We start from the raw sequence: 22,128 nt of genomic DNA, 5'->3' as shown, positions 1-22,128 counted from the left end.
CCGATGTGTAAATTAACACAACTGTCTGGGGTTCTTTAATTGGCTTTAGGCTTTCGGTTGTGGCGTTGCCACGATAGGAGCAGGTGCTGACGCAGAAGGATTGTCTGGTGCTAAGGTACGCTTGCGAATGAACAAGCTTAACGGCAAAGCCACTAGCACAATAAATGTTGCGAGCAAGTACACGTCATTAACACTCATTGTGAATGCGTGCGAACCAATTTGAACTTTGTCCGTCATCCCGCCAGCAGCTAAATCCTTGCTGTGTGTAACGGTTTGGGACGATAAAACGGAAGTAAATAGGGCAATCGCAAAGGACCCGAAAACGTTACGAACCCAGTTATTAATGGATGTTGCATGGCCAGAAAGAGTTCTCGGAATTTGTTCCATCCCTGCATTACTTGCAGGCATCGTAGCGAAGGCAATCCCGACGTTCCGAACGATCATCCAGAACACAATATAGCCTCGTGACACGTCTGTACTCAACCAACTCAGTGTGAGCGTACCGACGGCAATTAAGGAAATACCGATAAAAATAAGAATGCGTGGTCCCACACTGCTATAGAGCTTGCCTACGAGGGGCATACAGAGCGCCATCACTAAGGAGGCAGGCAGCAAAATTAATCCTGTATCCAACGGGGTAACATGTTGAATATTTTGCAAGAAAATCGGTGTCAGGAAGGTTCCTGAGTACAAGCTTATGGTAACAATACTTGAGATAATGAGTGATAACGTGTAACGTGAGTTTTTCAACACACGGATGTTCAATAAAGGTGAATCGACCTTAAGCTCTCTCCAAATGAAAAGCAGAAGGACTAGGAAACCTGTTGCAAAAAGACCAATGACACGGCTTGATGTCCATCCCCAAGAATGGCCTTGTGAGAAACCAACCAACAAGGCAAGACTGCTGACAACGACAGTGAGTAAGCCGATGAGATCAAATCGTTTTGGAACCGAAAGACGATAATACGGGATAAGTTTGAAAACGAGAATAATAGCGACAACACCGACAGGTATGTTCATGAGGAACAACCAGTGCCAGCTCCAATTTTGCAACAACCAACCGCTTAATGTTGGCCCAATAGCAGGCGCCATCATCGCAGATAAGGACCAGAGGGAAATCGCAATCGGCTGCTTATCACGCGGAATAACCTGATAGACAATGGTCATCGTAGCCGGCATGATAAGACCGCTGAAAGCCCCTTGAATAATACGGAATGCAATCAGTGATGAGGCATCCCATGCTAGCGCACATAATAGTGAAAATACAGTAAAACCTATCAGCGCGATGGCGTATAAACGCTTGTAGCTAAATTTCTCCCCGAAATAACCTGTAATCGGAGCAATCGTACCGCTTGCGAGCATAAAGCCGGTAATCGTCCATTGGATTTTGCTCAAATCTGTATGGAAATGTTCACTAAGAATCGGTATGGCGATATTAATTGTGCTCATACTTAGAATCGATACGAACGATCCGAAGAAGATAGCAATCATGATTGGCCAGAAGCGCACTTGCTGTAACTCATCCTTACTCAAAATAATGCCTCCACTCTATCATTGATCTTGACGATAGTATTCTCTATAATTTTGAATGAAAATCATCATACTACCGATATGTTTATATGTCAATAATGACATAAAGGAGGAGTGGCAATGAATACCCTTTCATATGGATTATTAAGCCTTTTAACCAAAAACTCCCGTTCGGGGTATGAGCTCATGCAGCATATACAGCCTTTTTGGTCAGCCAAACATAGCCAGATCTACCCACTCTTAGCACAATTAGAGCAAAAGGGACACGTTGCTTTCGTACATGTTCCTCAATCTGATAAGCCGGACAAGAAAGTCTACTCCATTACAGAGCAAGGGAAGGATGCCTTACGGGGGTGGATCGCTGAACCAACGGATGAACCTGTGACGAGGGATGAGCTTGCTCTGAAGGTGTATTGCATCGGTCTCGTGGATAAAGAGCAGGCGAGGAAGATGCTCGCGGTACGAGAAGTGTATTATAAGAAGAAAAAAGAGCGATTCAACCTCCTGATGGATAAGATCCAACAAGGAAGTGAGAAACCGCTCGATCAATTAGAGATTGGTGATGATGCATTTGGCATGTACGTCCTCGTGCATAAAGCCACAATGAAGGTAGATACAGATTTGATTTGGTGTGAGTGGATGAAGGAGAAACTGAAGTGATTTGAAGTGGTGCTAACCGCCGATTTCCTGAATCACCGTTTGGATTTTCTGAAGACGAATGTATTCGGACTTTTCCAATTGAGGTCGGAAATAGGCATAAAGGTAAGCAGCAGCATCAAACGTCAACGCCGGATAACAGACAACCTCTTGCACGACAAGCGGATTATCCATAATCACCTGCCATTCGCCAGCTCTTTCTGCGAGGGGAATGTTTGCGAAAATGTGTTTCTTGGCAGCTATTGTGTTTTCAAGCTCGGGCCAAACTTTCTCCCAGGAGGGACTGAAATCAACGGGTTCTGGAAAGAGACGTTTTGCTTTCGCGACCGACTGCTCAACCACTTCCATTTCGGTGTCTCCTGCAAATTTGATCGCATCCGTAAGCGTGTCCAGTAACCGCCTGAACCCTGCAAAACCTTCGGATAGCACCTCGCGTTGAAACAGGGCTTCCGCTTCCTCGGTAGTCAGCTTGTTGAAATCCGCCAATGTGTTATTTGTCATACAGGCCACAACCCCCTAGACTAGACTGTTCCTTCCCCAAATTTATCATAAATTTTTTTCCAAATAAAGCCCTTTCATTTATAAAAAGCTCAGTTGGTTTAAATTCAGTTTATATTATGCGCTTATGCTAATTTCTATCAAGGAAAGCAGCAAAGGAGCGAATTGAACATGAGCAGTGAGCAAAAAAATGTAAAATGGGTCATAATTGGACTCATGCTAGGTATGCTGTTGGGTGCACTAGATCAAACGATCATCTCGACAGCCATGCCGACCGTTATTCGTGATCTAGGCGGAATCGCCATGTACAGCTGGGTGTTCTCCATCTATATGCTGACGTCAACAACGAGCATGCCAATCTTCGGGAAGCTAGCCGATCTGTATGGCAGGAAGCGTATTTACCTCACGGGTATCGGGATTTTCATCGTGGGCTCTGCGTTATGTGGTTTGGCAACGAATATGACGGAATTAATTATTTACAGAGGCCTGCAAGGGATTGGTGCGGGTGCGCTTATGCCAATTGCGTTTACGATTATTGGTGATATTTTGCCTATTGAGAAAAGAGGTAAAATGCAGGGGATGTTCGGTGGTGTCATGGCCTTGTCCAGTATTATTGGCCCTGCAATCGGTGGCTTCATCGTGGAACATCTGAATTGGAGCTGGATCTTCTATGTAAATCTGCCTTTCGGTATCGCGGCGATGGTGATGATCGCAGTTATGCTGAAGGAAAGCCGTACACAAGTGAAGCGCGCCATTGACTGGCTAGGTGCACTCACGCTAAGCAGTGCAATTGTATCAGGCTTGCTCGGTCTCGTATTAGGCGGCGATCCGCAAGCAGCAGGAAGTACACATTATGCGTGGGGCTCTCCACAAATCGTAGGTCTTTTCTCCGTGAGTGCGATAATGCTTGCGCTGTTCCTATGGGTAGAAACGAAAACATCAGAACCGATGATTCCCCTGCATTTATTCAAAAATAAAGTGATTTCCGTAACGAGTATTATCGCGGTCCTCATGAGTGTGGGGATGTTCGGTGCCATTACGTACATTCCATTATTCGTGCAAGGGGTCATTGGCGTGAGTCCTTCGATCGGCGGCTATATTCTAACGCCGTTGATGCTGTCAGTGGTAGCTACGGCAATTATCGGCGGACGAATGTCGAGTAAAGTGTCCTACCGTACATTAATTATCACGGGCATGTTCCTCATAGGATTAGGCTTTACGTTTATGTCGACCATGGATGTTGGAACAAATAAACTAGTGATTATTCTGGATATGATCGTTGCCGGGCTGGGCATGGGTCTCATTATGCCAACTCTCAACATTGCGGTGCAAGGAGAAGTAGGACCTGCGAGCCGCGGCGTCGCGACCTCACTCGTGCAGTTCTTCCGATCCATCGGTGCAACCATTGGGGTCAGCATCATGGGGGTTCTGATGACGAATCGTATGACAGATGGCCTTGGCGGCATGGGTGAGAAATTCAAGCAAGTCCCTGCAGAGCAGCTAAAGCAATTTGCCAATCCGCAGTTATTATTGGATCCTAGTGCTAGAGCAAAGCTTCCTGCGGATATTTTAACCGAGCTGCAGCATGTATTTGCTCACTCACTGAGTGGCGTATTTATTACGGGAAGCCTAATTGTATTCACGGGTGTTATCGCGGCGATCTTCCTTGGGAAGGCTAGAATGCTGCCGAATGCAATGAAAAAGCAGGATAAGGATACAGGTGCGAACAAGGATACTCCGCTGCAAGCATAGATAGTTTTGTATGTGCAAATAAGAACTTCAAGAAGTGAGGATGAATGAACCATGGCACCCATTATGATCGTAGATGATGATCCGTATATTCGTGAGCTTGTCCGTGTTTTCATGCTGAACGAGGGCTTCGATGTTGTCGAGGCCGCGGATGGCGTCGAAGCCCTCAAGCAGCTGCAAACCGTCCAAGTCGATATGGTCATCCTCGATGTGATGATGCCGAATATGGACGGGTGGGCAGTATGCAAGGAGCTTCGGGAGCATTATGATTTGCCGATACTCATGCTGACGGCCAAAGGTGAAACCGCCCAAAAGGTCAAAGGCTTCGAGCTTGGTGCAGACGATTATCTCACCAAGCCCTTCGAGCCGCTTGAGCTGGCGATGCGGGTGAGAGCACTGCTGAAGCGCTACAGAATCGCTTCCTCGCAAACGATTCAAGCTGGCGATTTAAGTATGAATCGCAAAACCTATGAAGCGACCGTTGGCGCAGAGAGCATCACGCTGCCTCTCAAGGAATTCGAACTGCTCTATAAGCTCGCGAGCTATCCGGGCAAAACCTTCTCGCGCGATCAATTGATCGAGCAGATTTGGGGATTTGACTACGAAGGAAATGAACGTACGGTTGATGTGCATATTAATCGGCTGCGTGAGCGGTTCCCTGAGGAGCGGCATGCTTTTCGCATCGCTACAATTCGAGGCTTGGGCTACCGCTTGGAGGTGCTGAAGTGAACAATAAGCGCAAAGCAGAGAGAAGAGAACGAAGAGAAAGACAGAAACGGCGGCGAATGAACAACAAGAATCAGACCATTCTCCAGCGAATAGGCGGTTTCTTTTTTGGCTTAGGGATATTTGTTCTAATAATCGTGTATTGGCTAGGTGCTTTCTATGGCACGGAACATCTCTACACGCATCTGGGGAAGCGCCCTCCGGAAGTCTTGGTGCAGCTGATCAACTGCATCGGCGGTATGTTTCTGTGGGGGCTCACCATGGCCATCCTTGGCCAATTTTTGCGTAAACATCAATTGATATTCTTTCAAAGCTTGAATCAAGCGATCCGCAGCATGTCGAGAGGGGACTTCAATGTGTCGGTAGATAATAACCCGCGGAATGGCCCCTTCGTGGAGTTAGCGGAATCCATCAATCAAATGGCGACCGATCTCGGGCAACTGGAGAAAATGAGGCAGGAGTTTATTTCGAACGTCTCCCATGAGATCCAATCGCCCTTAACGTCCATTAGCGGATTCTCCCGCGCGCTGCAGAATGATCAGCTGTCGCCTGAGGAACGTAAGCACTATTTGAAAATCATTGAAACCGAAAGCGTACGCTTATCCAAGCTCAGTGAAAGTCTGCTGAAGCTGACCTCCTTGGAGTCGCAGCATCACCCTTTTGAACCGAAGAGCTACCGTCTGGATAAACAGCTGCGCAATCATATTCTCGCTTGTGAGCCGCAGTGGGTGGACAAAGATATCGAAATGGACGTCGAGCTGGATGGTGTAACCATTGAGGCCGATGAGGACTTGCTCAGTCAGGTATGGATCAATCTGATCCACAATGCGGTGAAATTTGTGCCAGTTAGTGGCACGATTCGTGTTCGTGTGGTCAGTAACGGGGAAGAGGCGGTAACGCGAATCTCGAATAACGGACCTAGCATTCCAGAAGAGGATCAGTCGCATATTTTTGAACGGTTTTACAAAGCGGATAAGTCTAGGAATCGAACGGCTGGCGGCAATGGGCTTGGCTTGTCGATCGCAAAGAAGATTGTAGAGATGCATCACGGATCGATCACAGTGGAAAGCGGGGTGGAGGAGATGACTTCCTTCATCGTCCGATTACCGATTGTACAGAAGGCACAGCAACCTAATAAATAACATCGTGTGAACGCAAATAGAGGCCCCCGCTTATCCATGATAACCGGAGGTCTCTATGAGTCATTTTGCCTATTCAATTGTTCTTCCGCACACTCCATTCCCCGAAAATTCGCAAGTCAGTTGTTGAAATCGATAAGTAAGCCTCAAAGTTAAAGTGTCCTTTCCTCAAAGTGTATCTTCCTTGTTATCCTACTTACGACAAGTCCCTCACTGTAGTTCCTTTCCTCGAATGATGACCTGCCTAATCTGATTTCCCGCATGCTGGTTGAACGAGTGGGACGTTCCAACACGTGGCTCCTGTCGTTTAGAGCGCAAGTGAGTAGCATGCTTCGCTAACGTGGTCCAATGGACTATCCCCTCTCATAGAAGATTGTTAGGCTCTTCGTTGATTCGGCACCTTCTGGTGCGGGTTGTCCTCCCTGTCTGCCTTGGATTCATCATAGCCCATTATTAAAATATTGTAAATATTCAGATTATTCAAATATCGGCATTAATATGTCTATTTTTTTGTATTTTCTTCTAAATGCTAGCGTATGCGTGGAATTGCTTATATCGCTTTTTTGCGTTCGAATTCTTTGAAACGAGTACCTTGGAATGTTAAATTTCCCTTGTCACCCTCTACCATATAGCCAAATTGCTGACGTCCTATCCATAGTTCCATTCTGCTCCGGTCCTCGAACTCAAAAGTAACGTAATAAGAGGTGTTCGAACTTAAATTACCGGAGCCTCCAGAGAGTTGTATCCGTTTGGCGACAACCTTACAGGCTCGATCTTGAATAGGTGCGTTGTTGTTGGAGGTCCAGGCCGAAAGGGATTTAATAATAATGGACAGAAAGATGCCAACCACGAGAATAAGGATGATGATGAAGAGGATAAGAACAAGAGTACTTAAAGCTCCTTCATTAAATCCAGTCAACACATGTAAGCACTCCTTCGTAGAATTAATAGATTAAGATGAGTACACGTTCTCCAAGTTAGAGGAAACGCTTGACAAAGCGGTAGCCGGATTCATGAAAACCGATCGGAGGTTGGGCTGTTCGGGATTTGTCAGTAGATTCAACGTCTGTAAGCCACATCATCCCAGAGCAATTATGATCACATGTAAGCTGTTCGGCATATGTCTTCAATCGCTCCATGGGGGCTTGGTTACTATCGGGATCTTGCTTGAAGGAGATCACCGAAATTTCGCTAAAAGTTAGATTATGCACTTCATGATCTCTGCGAATTCGAAAGCTTAATGTACCGAGAATCCGATTCTTCTCTTCATAGACATATAGCAATTCATCTGGATTATCTCGCATGTTATGCAGCCTGTTTTCAATATGTAAAGGAGAAATAACTTTGCCGGTAAGATGAGAAACGAGTGAGCTGATCGCTGATGTATCCTGGGGTGTTGCTTCACGAATGATTGAGGTCATGGGTATCCTTCTTTCTAAAAACAAGTTATGCTGTTAATTGTACCATATATTGGAACATTAGTTCTATAATTATGAAAAAAATGTAAAAAGTTTACCACATCAGGAAGAAAAAGTTTTTTATGAACGCCAAAAGACCTCTAGAGCTATTAGCTGCGCTAGAGGTCTTTGCGTTTGTTCGAACATCTCGTCGGTGTCATCTAAATGAAACTATTCTAAGGAGTATAGACGGCAAGGTTCGCGTATTCGGCGATTAACGGAGTCATCTGCCGGAAGCCGATGCGTCCTTCTCCCAGTATCGGGCCGTAAGTGGTACCGGGATCCTCCCATGTAAAAATAGGAAGTTCGTTAATAGCGAATGTGACGCGCGCGCCTTGCTTAAGGACGGTGATTCGGTAAGGTCCGACAGCATCCGCCACGTCTGGAATCGGATCCGCACCTTGAATCACGAGATGGAAGCCGTAGCTCTTACGGAGATTGCAAGTATGAAAGGCTCGCTCTGATGCATAGCGCCTGCGGAAATAAGAGACGTGCAGTGCATTCATCTTTCCGTGATGATATTGATCATACTCGCCTGTTCTCGCCGGCAGTTTAGAGTCAAACAGGTCATAGCCTTCTGTTCCTGTAGCCGCAAAAAATAAGATGGCGAGCCCCGGCTCCCGAATCGGCCAAAAATCCCATGTGATGGCAACGTCAGCGGGGAATATCTGCGGACACCAAAATACGATGTTAGCCTTGTATTCGTCCTCCAAACTTCGCGTTCCTTCCAACCTCATCTTGTTTAGGGGGAAGGAGACCGCGCCGTCTCCTTCCATACGAAATCCTTCCACATCCTGTGGCGATGAGAGCGCGTTTTGGTAGATGAGTTTCCATCCTGCAGGGATCATTGCAAACCTCCTCGATTACCAGTTCTATCTGACGTTTCTACTATCTTTCTAGCTTATGCCCGATCAAGTATGGTGTTTAATGTCGTGCGATCGCTGGCTTGTACCAGCTTGATTAGCAATTCCTTCGCCGCGGCGTAATCGTCCACGTGAAGAATCGACGCGGACGTGTGAATGTAGCGCGCGCATACCCCAATTACAGCGGATGGAATCCCGCTGCCTTGTACATGCACCTGCCCGGCATCTGTACCACCTTGCGAGATGAAGTACTGATACGGGATCTTATGCGTCTCCGCCATATCCAGAATGAACTCGACCATCCCACGGTGGGTGATCATCGTGGGATCGAAGATCCGCAGCAGCGCTCCGCGCCCCAGCTGCCCGAAAGCTTGGCGGTCGCCGGTCATATCCCCGGCCGCACTTGCATCCAGCGCGTAGAACAAGTCCGGCTGAATCATATTCGCAGCCGTTCTTCCGCCGCGCACGCCGACCTCTTCCTGTACGGTGGCACCGGCGTACAGAACGTTCGGGAGCTTCGGCCCGCCGTGAAGCTCCTTCAACAGCTCAATCGCGAGGCCTACGCCGTAGCGATTGTCCCAAGCCTTGGCCATAATCCGCTTCGGATTGGCCAGAGGCGTGAACGGGCAGATCGGTACGACCTGCTGCCCGAGCTTGATGCCGATGGCGATGGCATCGGCCTTGTCTTCTGCGCCGATGTCAATGTACATCGTCTTAATGTCTGCGGGCTTGCTGCGCGCAGCTTCGTCCAGCAAGTGCACAGGCACGGAACCGATCACACCGATGATCGGTCCGTTCGCTGTCATGATCTGCACGCGCTGCGCGGGCAGCACTTGACTAAACCAGCCGCCAAGCGGTTGGAACTTGACCGTGCCGTGCTCGGTGATGCCAGTTACGAGGAAGCCTACCTCGTCGAAGTGGCCCGCCACCATGATGCGAGGTCCTGTCTCGTCACCGCGCACAACCCCGAAGAGGCTGCCGAGCGCGTCCTGCACGAACTCATCGGTATATTTGGCTAGCTCGCCGCGTACAAAGGCACGGATCTCTCGTTCGAAGCCAGGAGCAGCTTGCATCTCAGTTAATGTTTTAAAAAGTGCTAATGTGTCATTATTCATTAGGTAACCTCGCTCACTTTATATAGACTATTGGACAAATATGAGAACTATTTTACCACAGTCTAATAAAGAACACTCAGACAATTGATCAGTTTTCAAATAGAGGGAAATTGCCTCTTTACAAAACTAATGACATTAGTTATTATACTAATATAAGTAGTTAAAAGGAGGCGTTGGAAATGAAAATAACGCGAAACGGACATTTGTACCAACTGGCTTTTATGCCGAGATTCTTCCCAGTAAATTGTTACTTGGTGGAGGAAGAATCCGAATTAACCTTGATTGATGCGGCTTTGCCATTCAGTGTGAAAGGTATCCTGCAGGCGGCGAAGCAAATTGGGAAGCCGATTACACGTATCGTTCTGACACATGCGCATGGGGATCACATCGGTGCACTAGACGGTTTGAAAAAAGAATTGCCGCAAGCAGAAGTCTATATCTCCAGAAGGGATGCGAAGCTATTGGCAGGCAACGTGGAGCTGGAGGCGGATGAGCCTCAAACGCCGATTAAGGGTGGCATCCCGAAAGGGGTTCAGACAAAACCGGATGTCCTGCTGGCCGACGGGGATCGAATCGGTTCGTTGCAAGCTATTGCTGCTCCTGGTCATACACCAGGTTCCATGGCTTTCCTCGACGTACGGAGTCGTGCGTTGATTGCTGGGGATGCTTTTCAGGTACGAGGCGGGGTAGCAGTATCAGGTGTAGTGAAATGGAGATTCCCGTTCCCAGCGATGGCGACGTGGAGTAAAGAAGCTTCTTTGGCGAGTACGCGCAAATTGAGACAGCTAGAGCCCAGCTTACTGGCAGTTGGACATGGACGGATGATTGTTCAGCCGGTTGGCATCATGGATGCTGCGCTCGAAGAAGCGACAGCGAAATTCCAAGTTGCATCAGTGACAATTTAGAAAAGAGGGGCACAAGATGGCTATTCGACAAGGGTTAGATGCAGAAACGGTCCTGCAAGCGGCAATAGAACTTGCTAATCAACAGGGGGTTGAGCAGCTTTCGCTGGCAGCGCTGGCGGCCCAACTTCATATCAAAACACCTTCCCTTTACAATCACATTAAGGGCTTACCTGATTTGAGAAAGCAGCTCTCTAAGCGAGGCCTTCTTCTCGTGAAAGAAGCGATGATCGAAGCTGTGATTGGTAAAGCTGAGGATGACGCCCTGTTGGCTGCGGGTGTGGCTTATGTGGATTTTGCCCGGAAGCAGCCGGGTTTGTACGAGGCGATCTCAGCGTTGCCTGATTATGAAGATCCCGAACTGAAAGAGGTTGGTGCTGGGGTTGTGAGCTTTTTGCTTCGTATTCTTGAGCCTTATAGGCTTAGCGAAGAAGACGCGCTGCATGTTGTGCGAGGGTTTCGAAGCATGGTGCATGGCTTCGCTTCGCTCGAGCATCGGAATGGCTTTCGCATGGGGCTAGACCGAGACGAGAGTTTGCGTCGGTTGTTGCAGACGTATTTGCGGGGGCTGCGTGCAGATGCAGGTCGTGACAAGTAGTGGGATACGGTTGGAATTAAGGTGCAGTAGAAGTATATGTAGTGTGAACTGACTGGCCGCCTATGAGGTCAACTAAATGGAAAATATACAGTTAATTTAGCTGTATGGCATGAAGCCGGACAATTAGATGGAAAAAATACAGCTATTATGGCCGGGTTTGGTGATAGTGCGGCTTTGGGCGGAAATTACCTGTAGGAAATCCAGCTATTCTTGCGTTTGGGTGAAAATCAGTAAAATTAGCTGCATAAAATCCAGTTAAATTTGTTGAACTGTGTCGGGGACGGCTGGGGAAGAGAGTAAAGTTATAAGTAGGAGTAAGGGGAGAAGTAAGTATAAGTTAATGAGAGCGCTAGCGTCCTGTCTGGGCTGCTTTGCGCTTTTTTCAGTATTTGAACCTTGGGGAGGCGAGCTAAGTCGCAATACTCCCCCGATTCGAAGTTCATGCAGCAAATAAGGCTGCCAATTAGTATTTATGGGAAAGTGTGAGTTGGCTCGAGGATAGGATGCAAATTGGGTAGCAGGCACTAAGCAGTTCTAGCCGTGCTCCGGTTTCTCGCAAGCCTCCACCGGCAAGCCGGAATCAACAAGTCCTGTGTCAATGGCGCGCCATAAATAGAGGGAGCCGAAGCTGCGATAAGGTGCCCAGCCTTCGGCGGCGACGGTTAAGTAGTTTTTATCCGGACGCTCGGGAAGCGCATGCAGCCAGCGGGCTGCACGCTGTAGACCGGCATCGCCAAGCGATAGAATGTCGGGTCGGCCTAAGGTGAAGATAAGGAACATTTCAGCGGTCCAGATGCCGATTCCTTTGACGCTAGTCAGCTGCTTAAGAAGTTCTGAGGTATCTACATCCTGCAGCTGATCCAGCATGACTTCACCACTCAGCACCTTGGTGCTAAGGTCGCGGATATAGCGGATTTTGGGATAAGAGACCCCACATTGGCGGATGGCTTCCTCATCTGTGGCTAGAACGTCCTCTGGCGTAATGGAGGGGATGATATGTTTAACTCTCGTTTTAATAGTTAATGCGGCTTTGGCCGAGAGCTGTTGTGAAATAATCGACATGACGAGAGACTCATAGGGACGAAAACTGGGTGTAAGTGTGAGCTCTCCCATGAGTTCGATTAGACGGGCTAGTTTCGGGTCAGCTTGAGATAGGGCGATGATGGCAGGGTGCTGGTTATGAAGTTTAATGGTTGTAGTAGGCACAGTAGGCTGGTGCATAATAATTCCTCCTCTGAAAAATCATTTCCAAAACGGGCGCATTCTCGCTACATACTCTCTCAAGAAGAGAGAATTGGTTGACTTATCCAAATCGACTCTCTTTGAGTATAATAGAAGAAAGAATGAAAGCCAAAGGGGCCGGAGCCGGAATGACAGATGAGAAACGCATAGTGTCGAGAAGGAATGTGGGGATATTCGCGCACGTTGATGCGGGGAAGACGACAACTACGGAGCATTTGCTATATCTAAGTGGGCGTATTCGCGCGCTAGGCAGTGTAGATAGCGGGACGGCACAGACGGATTCCCTGGAGGTGGAGCGTGAGCGGGGGATTTCGGTTCGGAGTGCAACGACGAGCTTAGTCTGGCAAAATACGTGGATCAATCTGGTAGATACGCCAGGTCACGTCGATTTCTTGTCGGAGGTAGAGCGCTCCTTACGTGTGATGGACGGAGCGATTCTGATTATCTCTGCCGTGGAGGGTGTACAGTCCCAGACAGAAATGATCTGGCATGCGCTGCAATCTCTTCGCATCCCGACGCTGCTCTATATGAATAAATTAGACCGCGTCGGCGCAGACCCTGAACGAGTCCTGCAGGAGATTCAAAAGCAGCTCACGGGGATGGCGGTGCCGATCTATGCGCCGCTCGGTATTGAGGACACGTTCCGTGGAGCGCAGAACGTGCTGGACGACGCGCCGGCAGTCGGCGCGCTCCGTGGATTCGACCTCGCAGCCGCGGTCGAAAAGCTCTCCGAGCTCGATGAGCCGATGCTCACGAGCTACATCGAAGGTGCGCCCATCGCGGCGCACGAGGTCCGAACCGCCCTGCAGCGGTACGCGCGGCAGGGGAAGGCTTTTCCTTTGCTGGTTGGAGCCTCCAGCAAAGGACTCGGTATCGAGGAGCTGCTGGTAGCGATCCTCGATTACTTGCCTGAGCCGCGCGGTGATGCCGAGCAGCCGCTTTCGGCTGTGGTGTTCAAGGTCGAGCGCGACAAGACCATGGGGCGCATGGCGTACGTCCGCCTCTACGAGGGGACGATCCGTAACCGGGACACCGTCGTCAATGCCACGCAGGGCGTGGAGGAGAAGGTGACCCAGATTCGTCGCATCGACGGCCGTAAAGCCGAAGATCTCGGTGTTGTAGCGGCGGGTGACATCGCGGCCGTGTGCGGCTTGACGCAGGTGCGGATCGGCGATGTGCTCGGTCGGCCGGACAGCGTGCCGCCTGCGCCGCGCATGGCGGTGCCACTGTTGACCGTGCAGGTGCACGCCGAGAGCGCTGCGCAGTATCCTGCGCTCGTCGCCGCGCTGCAGGAGCTCACGGACGAGGATCCGCTGCTCGATTTGCAATGGCTGCAGGACGAGCGTGAGCTGCACGTCAAGGTCATGGGCGCGATCCAGCTCGAGATTCTGACGAGTCTCTTAAGCTCGCGCTTCGGCCTCGCGGTAAGGTTCGATCAACCTTCCGTCATCTACAAAGAAACGCCTTCCCAAGCGGGCGAAGGCTTCATTGCTTATACGATGCCCAAGCCGTGCTGGGCGATCTTACGGTTTCGCATCGAGCCTGGTGCACCGGGCAGCGGGCTCGTGTATGAGTCACAGGTACGCGGCGAGCAATTGCTCGTGCAGTACCAGAATGAGGTGGCGCGCCGCGTGCCGGAGGCGCTGCAGCAGGGGCTGCTCGGTTGGGAGGTCACCGATGTGAAGGTGACGCTCGTCGAGGGTGAGCACCATGTGTGGCACACCCATCCACTTGATTTTGCTGTCGCCACGCCGATGGGCATCATGCAAGGGCTGGCGCAGACGGGCACAACGCTGCTGGAGCCGATGCTCCAGGTGCGTATTACCGTGCCAGAAGAGTTCGGCGGCAAGGTGCTGAGCGACCTCGTGCAGATGAGGGCGACCTTCGAGCCGCCTAGCATAGCAGGCGGACGGTTCGTCTTGGAAGGGCGACTTCCTGTGGCAACATCACTGGAATATCCCGTGAAGCTAAGCGCGATGTCGGGTGGGCGCGGCGTGATTACGTCCTCTTTTGCAGGCTATCAGCCAAGTCCTCCTGATGTTCATGCAGAGCGCAAACGGCGCGGTGTTAATCCGCTCGATCAGTCGAAGTATATTTTGGCCGTACGAAAGGCTTTATCTAATTAAGCCCTCGGGGAGCAACCACCGATCATTGACAGGGCGTCCCTCCTTTGAGTAAAATACAAGTAAGTTAATAACATGTGACGGAGAACAGGAGACTCACTCGGATTGCCCTTTGAATAAGAGAAGGCAAATCTTGGTGAGTCTTTTTGTTTCAGAAAATCGAGGTGAAGCGCATGTCGCTGCAGGATCAGTGTATTTTACCAGCCATTCGCAAGATGAAGGATTTAGAGAAGCTCATGAAGTCGTCGTACACGTATATCGTGCTGCTCGACAGTCATATTGGTCAGCTGAAAAGTATTGTAGACCTGGGCCGAGCCCATGGGAAGAAGCTGCTGCTGCATGCGGATTTGATCGAGGGACTGAAAAACGACGAGTTCGCCGCTGAATTTCTATGCCAAAGCATTCGCCCTGCGGGTATCATTTCGACGCGAGGCAATGTGATTACGAAGACAAGACAGAACGGCTTGCTTGCGATTCAACGACTTTTTCTGCTGGATAGCTCTGCGCTGGACAAAAGCTACACCCTGCTCGAACGCACACAGCCGGATTACATCGAGGTTATGCCCGGTGTCATTCCGCACATTATTAAAGAGGTGAAAGAGCGTTCGGGTATTCCGATTTTTGCAGGCGGCCTGATTCGTTCCATAGATGATGTGGAGCAGGCGCTTGCGGCAGGTGCGACGGCTGTGACGACTTCAAACCATGAGCTGTGGCAGCATTACGATGGCGTGACAAGGAGGCATAATCAATCATGACAACAACGGGATCCAAGCCCTCATATATCCTTTCCCTCGATCAAGGGACAACAAGTTCTAGAGCGATTTTATTCGATCAAAAAGGAAGTATTGTGCACACCGCTCAGCAAGAGTTTAAGCAGTATTTTCCGAAGCCAGGCTGGGTGGAGCATGATGCGAACGAAATTTGGCTGTCAATTCAAAGTGTGATCGCGACGGTTCTATCCGAGACCGGGGTGCAGCCTACGGAGATTGCCGGAATTGGCATCACGAACCAGCGGGAGACAGCGGTAGTGTGGGATAAGCATACGGGGATGCCCGTGTATCATGCGATTGTTTGGCAGTCGCGCCAGACCGCAGACATCTGTGAGGAGCTGAAGGCGCAAGGGCTTAATGAGCTGATTCGGGAGCGGACGGGGCTGCTGATTGATGCGTATTTTTCGGCGACGAAAATCAAATGGATTCTCGACCACGTCGATGGTGCTAGAGCGAAGGCGGAGCAGGGGGATTTGCTCTTTGGCACGATGGATACGTGGATCATCTGGAAGCTGACGGGCGGCAAAGCTCATGTCACGGATTATTCGAACGCCTCGCGGACGCTCATCTACAACATTCACGAGCTGAAGTGGGACGAGGAGCTGATGGGGCATTTGGACATCCCCGCAGCGATGCTGCCGGAGGTTCGCTCGTCGTCTGAGGTGTATGGGCACACGCAGGAGAGCTTATTCTTCGGTGCCTCGATCCCGATTGCAGGTGCGGCAGGGGATCAACAGGCGGCACTGTTCGGGCAAGCATGCTTCGAAAAAGGGATGGCCAAAAACACCTACGGTACCGGCTGCTTCATGCTGATGAACACAGGGAACCATGCGATTCCATCGCGCAGCGGCCTTTTGACGACCATTGCATGGGGATTGAACGGGAAGGTTGAGTATGCGCTGGAGGGAAGCATTTTCGTGGCAGGATCGGCGATTCAGTGGTTGCGAGACGGGCTGCGCATGATCAAATCCGCGAAGGATTCCGAAGAATACGCCAAACGCGTCGTATCAACCGATGGCGTGTACGTGGTTCCGGCTTTTGTCGGGCTTGGGACGCCTTATTGGGACAGCGATGTGCGGGGCGCGGTTTTTGGGCTGACACGGGGGACGTCGAAGGAGCACTTTATCCGGGCAACCTTAGAATCCCTTGCGTATCAGACGAAAGATGTGCTGCAAGCGATGGAAGATGATTCAGGTATTGAGCTTAAGAAGCTGCGGGTCGACGGCGGTGTGGTGAAAAACGACTTTCTCATGCAGTTCCAAAGCGACATGCTGGGTGTCACGGTTGAGCGTCCGGTTATCAATGAAACGACGGCGCTAGGAGCGGCTTATTTGGCTGGTCTCGCGGTTGGTTTCTGGCAGGATCAGGCGGAAATTGCGGCGCAGTGGCAGGTGGATCGGGCTTTTGAGCAGGGAATGGAAGCAGAATTGCAAGAAAAGTTATACAGTGGATGGAAAAAGGCGGTAAATGCCGCAATTGCTTTTAAATAAATGCATACAGTGTTATACTACACCTAACAAGTTCATATTCGGTTGGAGACTAGGAGAAACCACAGCGGACCTTTACGTGCAAACGTGATAGGTATGTTGTGGTTTCTCTATTTTCATATAAGGGAGAGATTGGGATGACAACAGGTAAAGAGAACGCGGGACAACATAGACAGGTGAACCAGCATACCCCATTTAACGGCTTGAAAAGGAAAGAGACACTCGAGGCGATGGCGCAGCAACAATTCGATGTGATCGTGATCGGCGGGGGAATTACCGGGGCGGGTATTGCGCTGGATGCGCAGAGTCGCGGGCTTCGCACGGCGTTGATTGAGATGCAGGACTTTGCTTCGGGAACGTCGAGCCGTTCGACGAAATTAGTGCATGGTGGTCTGCGGTATTTGAAACAGTTGGACGTGAAGGTTGTAGCAGAGGTAGGGAAAGAACGGGCGATTGTGTATGAAAATGGTCCTCATGTGACGACACCGGAGTGGATGCTGTTGCCTTTCTATAAAGGCGGTACGTTCGGCAAGCTGTCTACGTCACTCGGCCTAAGAGTTTACGATTTCTTGGCGGGAGTCAAGCGCTCAGAGCGGCGTAAAATGTTCAGCCCTGACGTGACTTTGCAGCACGAGCCCTTGTTGAAGAAAAAAGATCTCAGAGGCGGCGGCTACTATGTGGAATACCGCACCGATGATGCGCGTTTAACGATTGAAGTTATGAAAAAAGCGGTGGAGCTTGGCGCTATGGCCGTGAATTATGCCAAGGTTGAGGATTTGATCGTGAAGGACGGCATGTTGGTTGGGGTGAAGGTTGTGGATCAGCTGACGGAAGTTGGCAGATCAGATGGAGGGAAAGAGGGGAAAGACGGGAAAGACGGGAAAGATCAAACCCCTTCGTACACGCTGTATGCGAGCAAAATCGTGAATGCGGCAGGGCCGTGGGTGGATACCCTTCGTGAAATGGACCGCTCGAAGCAGGGCAAAACCTTACATTTGACCAAAGGGGTACATTTGGTTTTTGATCAGAGCCGTTTCCCGCTGGGGCAGGCGATCTATTTCGATACGCCGGACGGGCGGATGGTGTTTGCGATCCCGCGCGATGGCAAAACCTATGTCGGCACGACCGACACGAACTACAAAGGGGATATTGCCAATCCACGTATTACTTTAGCGGATCGCGCCTACGTGCTGCGTGCCGCGAACGAGATGTTTCCGTCCCTCGGTTTAACGGAGGCCGACGTCGAATCGAGCTGGACCGGGCTGCGCCCGCTGATCCATCAGGAGGGCAAAGACCCTTCCGAGATTTCGCGTCGCGACGAAATCTTCGTGTCTAACTCCGGCCTCATTTCGATGGCCGGGGGCAAGCTGACCGGCTACCGCAAAATGGCGGAGTCGGTCGTGAACCAGATCGCCGCCATGCTGGTGGCGGAGGGTAAGGTCTCGGCGGCGCTCCCGCCGAGCCGCACGAAGACGCTGCCGATATCCGGCGGCGATGTGGGCGGCTCCGCACAGCTGGCGCCGTTCTTGCGCAGCAAGGTCAACCAAGGCCTGCGGCTGGGGCTGACCGAGCCTGAGGCGATGCTGCTCGCGCAGCGATACGGGTCCAACGTGGACACCGTATTCGCGCTGCTGGAGCAGCACCGGGTTGAGGCGGAGCGGCGGGGCATGCCTGCCGCTGTGCTCGCTGCGCTCGTGTACGCGATCGAGCGCGAGATGGTCGTGAAGCCGGCGGATTTCTTTATCCGCCGCACGGGCGCCCTCTTCTTCGATATCGCGTGGGCAAGGCAGTGGAAGGCTGCAGCGTCGGCCTTCCTGGCGGAGCGCTTCGGCTGGAGCGAAGCGCAGGCAAAGGCTTACACCGCCGAGCTGGAGCAGCTGCTCCATGAGGCGGTTCATCCGCTGGAGGCCTAAGCCGTTAGTAAAGACCAATGTAAAATAAACGTATTCCATGCATTAGTTAGCGGAGCTGCAAATGGAATAACTGGAATTCCTGTAGCTAATTTAACTGAAATGATCCCTTTTAGGAAATTAACTGGAATTCCTACAGATAAAACGAGCCATTTCCAGCGGATTGGGTACTTTCTGCTGATATAGCTGGAGTTTTTCCAGTTAATCTGCGATTTGGCGGAATTACGCAGGAATTAGCTGGAGGTTTTCCATCTATTGCGTCGATTCTAGCTTATAAAGACCTCTAAGTTTCATTCAAACAGAATAAGTCGTTCCACAATTCCTCAAGGAATTGCAGGACGACTTATTTGTGCTTGTTAGAGGTGAATTCCCTCTCCTACCACTCCGCCACCGTACCATCCTCTTGACGCCAAATCGGATTCTTCCAATTGTGCCCGATGGCCGCCATTTCACGGACCTTTGCTTCATTGATTTCGATCCCTAGACCGGGAGCAGTTAGATTCTTCACGAAGCCTGCTTCATATTGAAACACAGTCGGATCTTTCAAATAGTCCAGCAGATCGCTGCCTTGATTATAGTGAATGCCCAAACTTTGCTCCTGAATAAACGCATTTGGTGAGCAGATATCTAGCTGCAGACAGGAAGCTAAAGCTATAGGACCTAACGGACAGTGAGGTGCAATGGCAATGTCATACGCTTCGGCCATTGCGGCAATTTTTCGAGTTTCTAAGATACCTCCGGCATGCGAAAGATCAGGTTGAATGATATCAACGATACCTTGGGCGATTAGTTCTTTAAAGCCCCAACGCGTATACATGCGTTCTCCCGTTGCAATGGGACACGAGGTATAGCGAGCGATTTCCTTCAGTGCCTCATTGTTCTCAGGCAGAACAGGCTCTTCTATGAACATAGGGCGATAGGGCTCGAGCTCTTTCACGATGATTTTGGCCATCGATTTATGTACACGACCGTGGAAGTCGATGCCGATGCCGATGTCTTTGCCAACGGCTTCACGGACGGCCGCAATGCGGGCAATGGCTTCATCCACTTTGCTAAACGAATCGATGTAGTGCAGTTCTTCTGTAGCATTCATTTTCACCGCGGTGAAGCCAGCTTTAACTTGCTGTTTAGCAGATTCACCTACGTCACTTGGACGGTCGCCGCCAATCCAGGAATAGACACGTGTGCGGTCACGGCAAGCTCCTCCTAATAAATCGTAAACAGGGGCGTTGTAGAATTTGCCCTTAATGTCCCAGAGTGCTTGTTCGATACCGGAAATGGCACTCGTAAGAATAGGCCCTCCACGATAAAACCCGCCGCGGTACAGCACCTGAAACATATCTTCGATTCGCATCGGGTCCTTCCCGATGATATGGTCGCTCATTTCCATCACGGCTGCTGCGACCGTATCCGCTTTTCCTTCAACGACAGGTTCACCCCATCCTGTGATGCCTTCATCCGTTTCGATTTTCAAAAACAACCATCTTGGCGGCACTTTAAACAATTCTAATTTTGTAATTTTCACGGAATAGCCCTCTTCCTGTTACCCTAGAATGTTTGACAGTTCACATGTTGAATTTCGTGAAGCGCTGCCAAACTCCTGCTATACATGCCGAGAAAGCACGGTGTAATAGGATGATTCCCAATAATCGGGGTGACATAACCGGGTCTCCTAACCATGGGAGTAATCATGGGGCGCTAACTATTGACACATAACTCTACTCCGTCTAAAATGTATAAAAATACAAATAATTGAATAAATATGCGAAAGCGGTGACGAAATTGCAACACCTTTTATCATTACAAGAACTCGACAAAGCTACCTTGTTATCCATTATCATTAAAGGCATTGAGATCAAAAACAATCCCAAGGTCTACTACCATCACTGTGAGCGCAAAGGGCTGCTCATGCTTTTCCAGAAATCATCGACTCGAACGGCGCTTTCCTTTCATTCAGGGATTCATCAAATGGGCGGCTATGCGGTGAATATGGATTGGGATTCTAGTAACTTTAGTATCTCTCCGATTAAATACGAAGCTCGTTATGCATCAAGGAACTGCGATGTGATCATGGCTAGGCTCAAAAAGCATTCAGATTTACTAGAATTGGCTACCTATTCTCAGGTACCTGTGATTAATGGATGCTGTGACAAGTATCATCCGTGCCAAGCGCTGGCTGATTTAATGACCATTTATGAAAAGAAAGGAACCTTCGAGGGTGTAACCCTAACCTATGTTGGGATTCACAATAACGTTGTCAATTCTTTAGTAGTGGGTTGTGTGACTTTGGGAATTAAACTTCTGCTAGTCACGCCTATTGTCAATGAAGCTTCGTGGGACGAAGAACTAATGAAGGGGGCCTATCAAAGCGGCTGGGTAGAAGAGGTGGAAGTTTTGTCTACAGCAATGAAAAAGACTGATTTTATCTACACAGATACGTGGGTTGATATGGAATTTTTCTCGGATGTCGATTATCAAGAAGAGAAACATAGACGAATTGACATCATGATGCCTTTTCAGATCAACAGGCGGAGTCTTGGGAAGTATTCACCCTATATTATGCATGATATGCCCATTCATCCAGGTTTTGAAATCGCAGAAGATGTGATTGAATCGGAGCAGTCTATCATTTATCAGCAAGCAGAGAATCGGATGCATGTTCAAAAAAGCTTGCTTTTACACCTACTGAACCTATAGCTGAAGGAGGAATACCACGACATGACATTCACGACGCTTCTCGCTTTTGCCTTAGTCTCGCTAGGCATGGTGTGCACGCCCGGACCCAACATGATCTACTTAATCTCACGCTCGGTCACGCAGGGGCGGATGGCGGGGATCATCTCACTGTTTGGCATTGTACTTGCTTTCCTAGTCTACATCGTGACCACGATGTTAGGGCTTTCGGCGTTGTTTTTGGCGGCACCCTTTGTGTTCGACGCTGTAAAGCTGGCCGGAGCTGCCTATTTACTTTGGCTGGCTTGGCAGGCTGTAAAACCTGGTGCTAGATCAGTGCTGACCACTCGGGAGCTACCCGTGGACCCGCCCAAGAAGTTATTTCTGATGGGCTTCATGACCAACCTTCTCAATCCGAAAGCTGCGGTCCTGTATGTATCGCTTCTGCCTCAGTTCGAGGACCCTGCTAGAGGCTCCTTACTGCTGCAAAGCGCAACACTGGGACTCACGCAAATCACGGTGAGCTTCACGGTGAACCTCGTCATCGTGCTAACGGCAAGCCGCATCGCCGGATGGTTTGGCACGCGTCCGCTATGGCTGCAGATCCAGCGGTGGCTGATGGGCAGTGTGTTGACGGGGTTGGCAGTGCGTCTCGCTTTCGAGCGCAGACAATAAAACGATAAAGACCC

Annotated in this window: 20 protein-coding genes; 12 read left to right on the top strand and 8 right to left on the bottom strand. The window is 50.0% G+C overall.

Annotated features, from left to right (window positions below; genetic code table 11):
- Positions 1-45: 45 nt before the first annotated feature.
- Positions 46-1,533: an MDR family MFS transporter gene (locus tag AC58QG_RS25090; protein WP_497364836.1), complete on the bottom strand. Its 1,488-nt coding sequence runs from the start codon at positions 1,531-1,533 to the stop codon at positions 46-48.
- 117 nt (positions 1,534-1,650) lie between these two features.
- Here AC58QG_RS25090 and AC58QG_RS25085 point away from each other — a divergent pair, with 117 nt between their 5' ends.
- Positions 1,651-2,190 (top strand): PadR family transcriptional regulator, encoded by a 540-nt coding sequence (locus tag AC58QG_RS25085; protein WP_497364835.1) that lies wholly within the window; start codon positions 1,651-1,653, stop codon positions 2,188-2,190.
- Positions 2,191-2,202: 12 nt separating this feature from the next.
- Here the strand turns inward: AC58QG_RS25085 and AC58QG_RS25080 are convergent, their stop codons facing one another.
- The gene (locus AC58QG_RS25080; RefSeq protein WP_497364834.1) at positions 2,203-2,688 is read right to left on the bottom strand and encodes a hypothetical protein; all 486 of its coding nucleotides are present in this window, start codon (positions 2,686-2,688) and stop codon (positions 2,203-2,205) included.
- A 168-nt stretch (positions 2,689-2,856) separates the two neighbouring features.
- Here AC58QG_RS25080 and AC58QG_RS25075 point away from each other — a divergent pair, with 168 nt between their 5' ends.
- Genes AC58QG_RS25075 through AC58QG_RS25065 form a run of 3 tightly spaced genes read left to right on the top strand, consistent with a single transcriptional unit; the run spans position 2,857 to position 6,302 of the window.
- Positions 2,857-4,437: an MDR family MFS transporter gene (locus AC58QG_RS25075; RefSeq protein WP_497364833.1), complete on the top strand. Its 1,581-nt coding sequence runs from the start codon at positions 2,857-2,859 to the stop codon at positions 4,435-4,437.
- Positions 4,438-4,488: 51 nt separating this feature from the next.
- Entirely contained in the window at positions 4,489-5,163 is a 675-nt protein-coding gene (locus tag AC58QG_RS25070) for a response regulator transcription factor (RefSeq protein WP_497364832.1), read from the top strand.
- Positions 5,160-6,302, top strand: coding sequence for a HAMP domain-containing sensor histidine kinase (locus AC58QG_RS25065; protein ID WP_497364831.1), 1,143 nt, complete (start codon positions 5,160-5,162; stop codon positions 6,300-6,302). The genes AC58QG_RS25070 and AC58QG_RS25065 overlap by 4 nt, the downstream gene beginning before the upstream one ends.
- A 547-nt stretch (positions 6,303-6,849) precedes the next feature.
- Here the strand turns inward: AC58QG_RS25065 and AC58QG_RS25060 are convergent.
- The 4 genes from AC58QG_RS25060 to AC58QG_RS25045 form a co-directional block, all read right to left on the bottom strand.
- Positions 6,850-7,221, bottom strand: coding sequence for a DUF2500 domain-containing protein (locus AC58QG_RS25060; protein ID WP_497364830.1), 372 nt, complete (start codon positions 7,219-7,221; stop codon positions 6,850-6,852).
- Positions 7,222-7,276: 55 nt separating this feature from the next.
- Entirely contained in the window at positions 7,277-7,720 is a 444-nt protein-coding gene (locus tag AC58QG_RS25055) for a GNAT family N-acetyltransferase (RefSeq protein ID WP_497364829.1), read from the bottom strand.
- A 212-nt stretch (positions 7,721-7,932) separates the two neighbouring features.
- Entirely contained in the window at positions 7,933-8,604 is a 672-nt protein-coding gene (locus tag AC58QG_RS25050; protein WP_497364828.1) for a DUF1961 family protein, read from the bottom strand.
- 53 nt (positions 8,605-8,657) lie between these two features.
- Positions 8,658-9,734, bottom strand: coding sequence for a M42 family metallopeptidase (locus tag AC58QG_RS25045; RefSeq protein WP_497364827.1), 1,077 nt, complete (start codon positions 9,732-9,734; stop codon positions 8,658-8,660).
- Positions 9,735-9,913: 179 nt separating this feature from the next.
- On the opposite strand from AC58QG_RS25045, the gene AC58QG_RS25040 reads away from it, so the two are divergent.
- On the top strand, positions 9,914-10,639 hold the full coding sequence (locus AC58QG_RS25040) for an MBL fold metallo-hydrolase (RefSeq protein ID WP_497364826.1): 726 nt from the start codon (positions 9,914-9,916) through the stop codon (positions 10,637-10,639).
- A gap of 16 nt (positions 10,640-10,655) precedes the next feature.
- Positions 10,656-11,234 (top strand): TetR/AcrR family transcriptional regulator, encoded by a 579-nt coding sequence (locus tag AC58QG_RS25035; protein ID WP_497364825.1) that lies wholly within the window; start codon positions 10,656-10,658, stop codon positions 11,232-11,234.
- Positions 11,235-11,768: 534 nt separating this feature from the next.
- Here AC58QG_RS25035 and AC58QG_RS25030 read toward each other — a convergent pair.
- Entirely contained in the window at positions 11,769-12,455 is a 687-nt protein-coding gene (locus AC58QG_RS25030) for a DNA-3-methyladenine glycosylase family protein (protein WP_497364824.1), read from the bottom strand.
- Between the two features lie 149 nt (positions 12,456-12,604).
- On the opposite strand from AC58QG_RS25030, the gene AC58QG_RS25025 reads away from it, so the two are divergent.
- The 4 genes from AC58QG_RS25025 to AC58QG_RS25010 all read left to right on the top strand — a co-directional run bounded on the left by AC58QG_RS25025 (position 12,605) and on the right by AC58QG_RS25010 (position 18,769).
- Positions 12,605-14,602, top strand: coding sequence for a GTP-binding protein (locus AC58QG_RS25025; protein ID WP_497364823.1), 1,998 nt, complete (start codon positions 12,605-12,607; stop codon positions 14,600-14,602).
- Between the two features lie 170 nt (positions 14,603-14,772).
- Positions 14,773-15,354: a glycerol-3-phosphate responsive antiterminator gene (locus AC58QG_RS25020; RefSeq protein WP_497364982.1), complete on the top strand. Its 582-nt coding sequence runs from the start codon at positions 14,773-14,775 to the stop codon at positions 15,352-15,354.
- Positions 15,351-16,859 (top strand): glycerol kinase GlpK, encoded by a 1,509-nt coding sequence (glpK, locus tag AC58QG_RS25015; protein WP_497364822.1) that lies wholly within the window; start codon positions 15,351-15,353, stop codon positions 16,857-16,859. The genes AC58QG_RS25020 and glpK overlap by 4 nt, the downstream gene beginning before the upstream one ends.
- A gap of 134 nt (positions 16,860-16,993) precedes the next feature.
- Positions 16,994-18,769 carry a glycerol-3-phosphate dehydrogenase/oxidase gene (locus AC58QG_RS25010; protein WP_497364821.1) on the top strand — a complete coding sequence of 592 codons (1,776 nt, stop codon included), beginning with the start codon at positions 16,994-16,996 and terminating at the stop codon, positions 18,767-18,769.
- Between the two features lie 373 nt (positions 18,770-19,142).
- On the opposite strand, the gene dgoD is transcribed toward AC58QG_RS25010, so the two are convergent.
- Positions 19,143-20,291 carry a galactonate dehydratase gene (gene dgoD / locus AC58QG_RS25005; protein ID WP_497364820.1) on the bottom strand — a complete coding sequence of 383 codons (1,149 nt, stop codon included), beginning with the start codon at positions 20,289-20,291 and terminating at the stop codon, positions 19,143-19,145.
- A gap of 248 nt (positions 20,292-20,539) precedes the next feature.
- On the opposite strand from dgoD, the gene AC58QG_RS25000 reads away from it, so the two are divergent.
- Positions 20,540-21,463 carry an ornithine carbamoyltransferase gene (locus AC58QG_RS25000; protein WP_497364819.1) on the top strand — a complete coding sequence of 308 codons (924 nt, stop codon included), beginning with the start codon at positions 20,540-20,542 and terminating at the stop codon, positions 21,461-21,463.
- 21 nt (positions 21,464-21,484) lie between these two features.
- Positions 21,485-22,114 carry a LysE family translocator gene (locus AC58QG_RS24995; RefSeq protein ID WP_497364818.1) on the top strand — a complete coding sequence of 210 codons (630 nt, stop codon included), beginning with the start codon at positions 21,485-21,487 and terminating at the stop codon, positions 22,112-22,114.
- The last annotated feature ends 14 nt before the right edge of the window (positions 22,115-22,128 follow it).

This window comes from Paenibacillus sp. J22P169, from assembly GCF_059691995.1.
The sequence above is the reverse complement of the archived record's forward strand: the minus strand, read 5'-3'. Positions and strand labels throughout refer to the sequence as shown.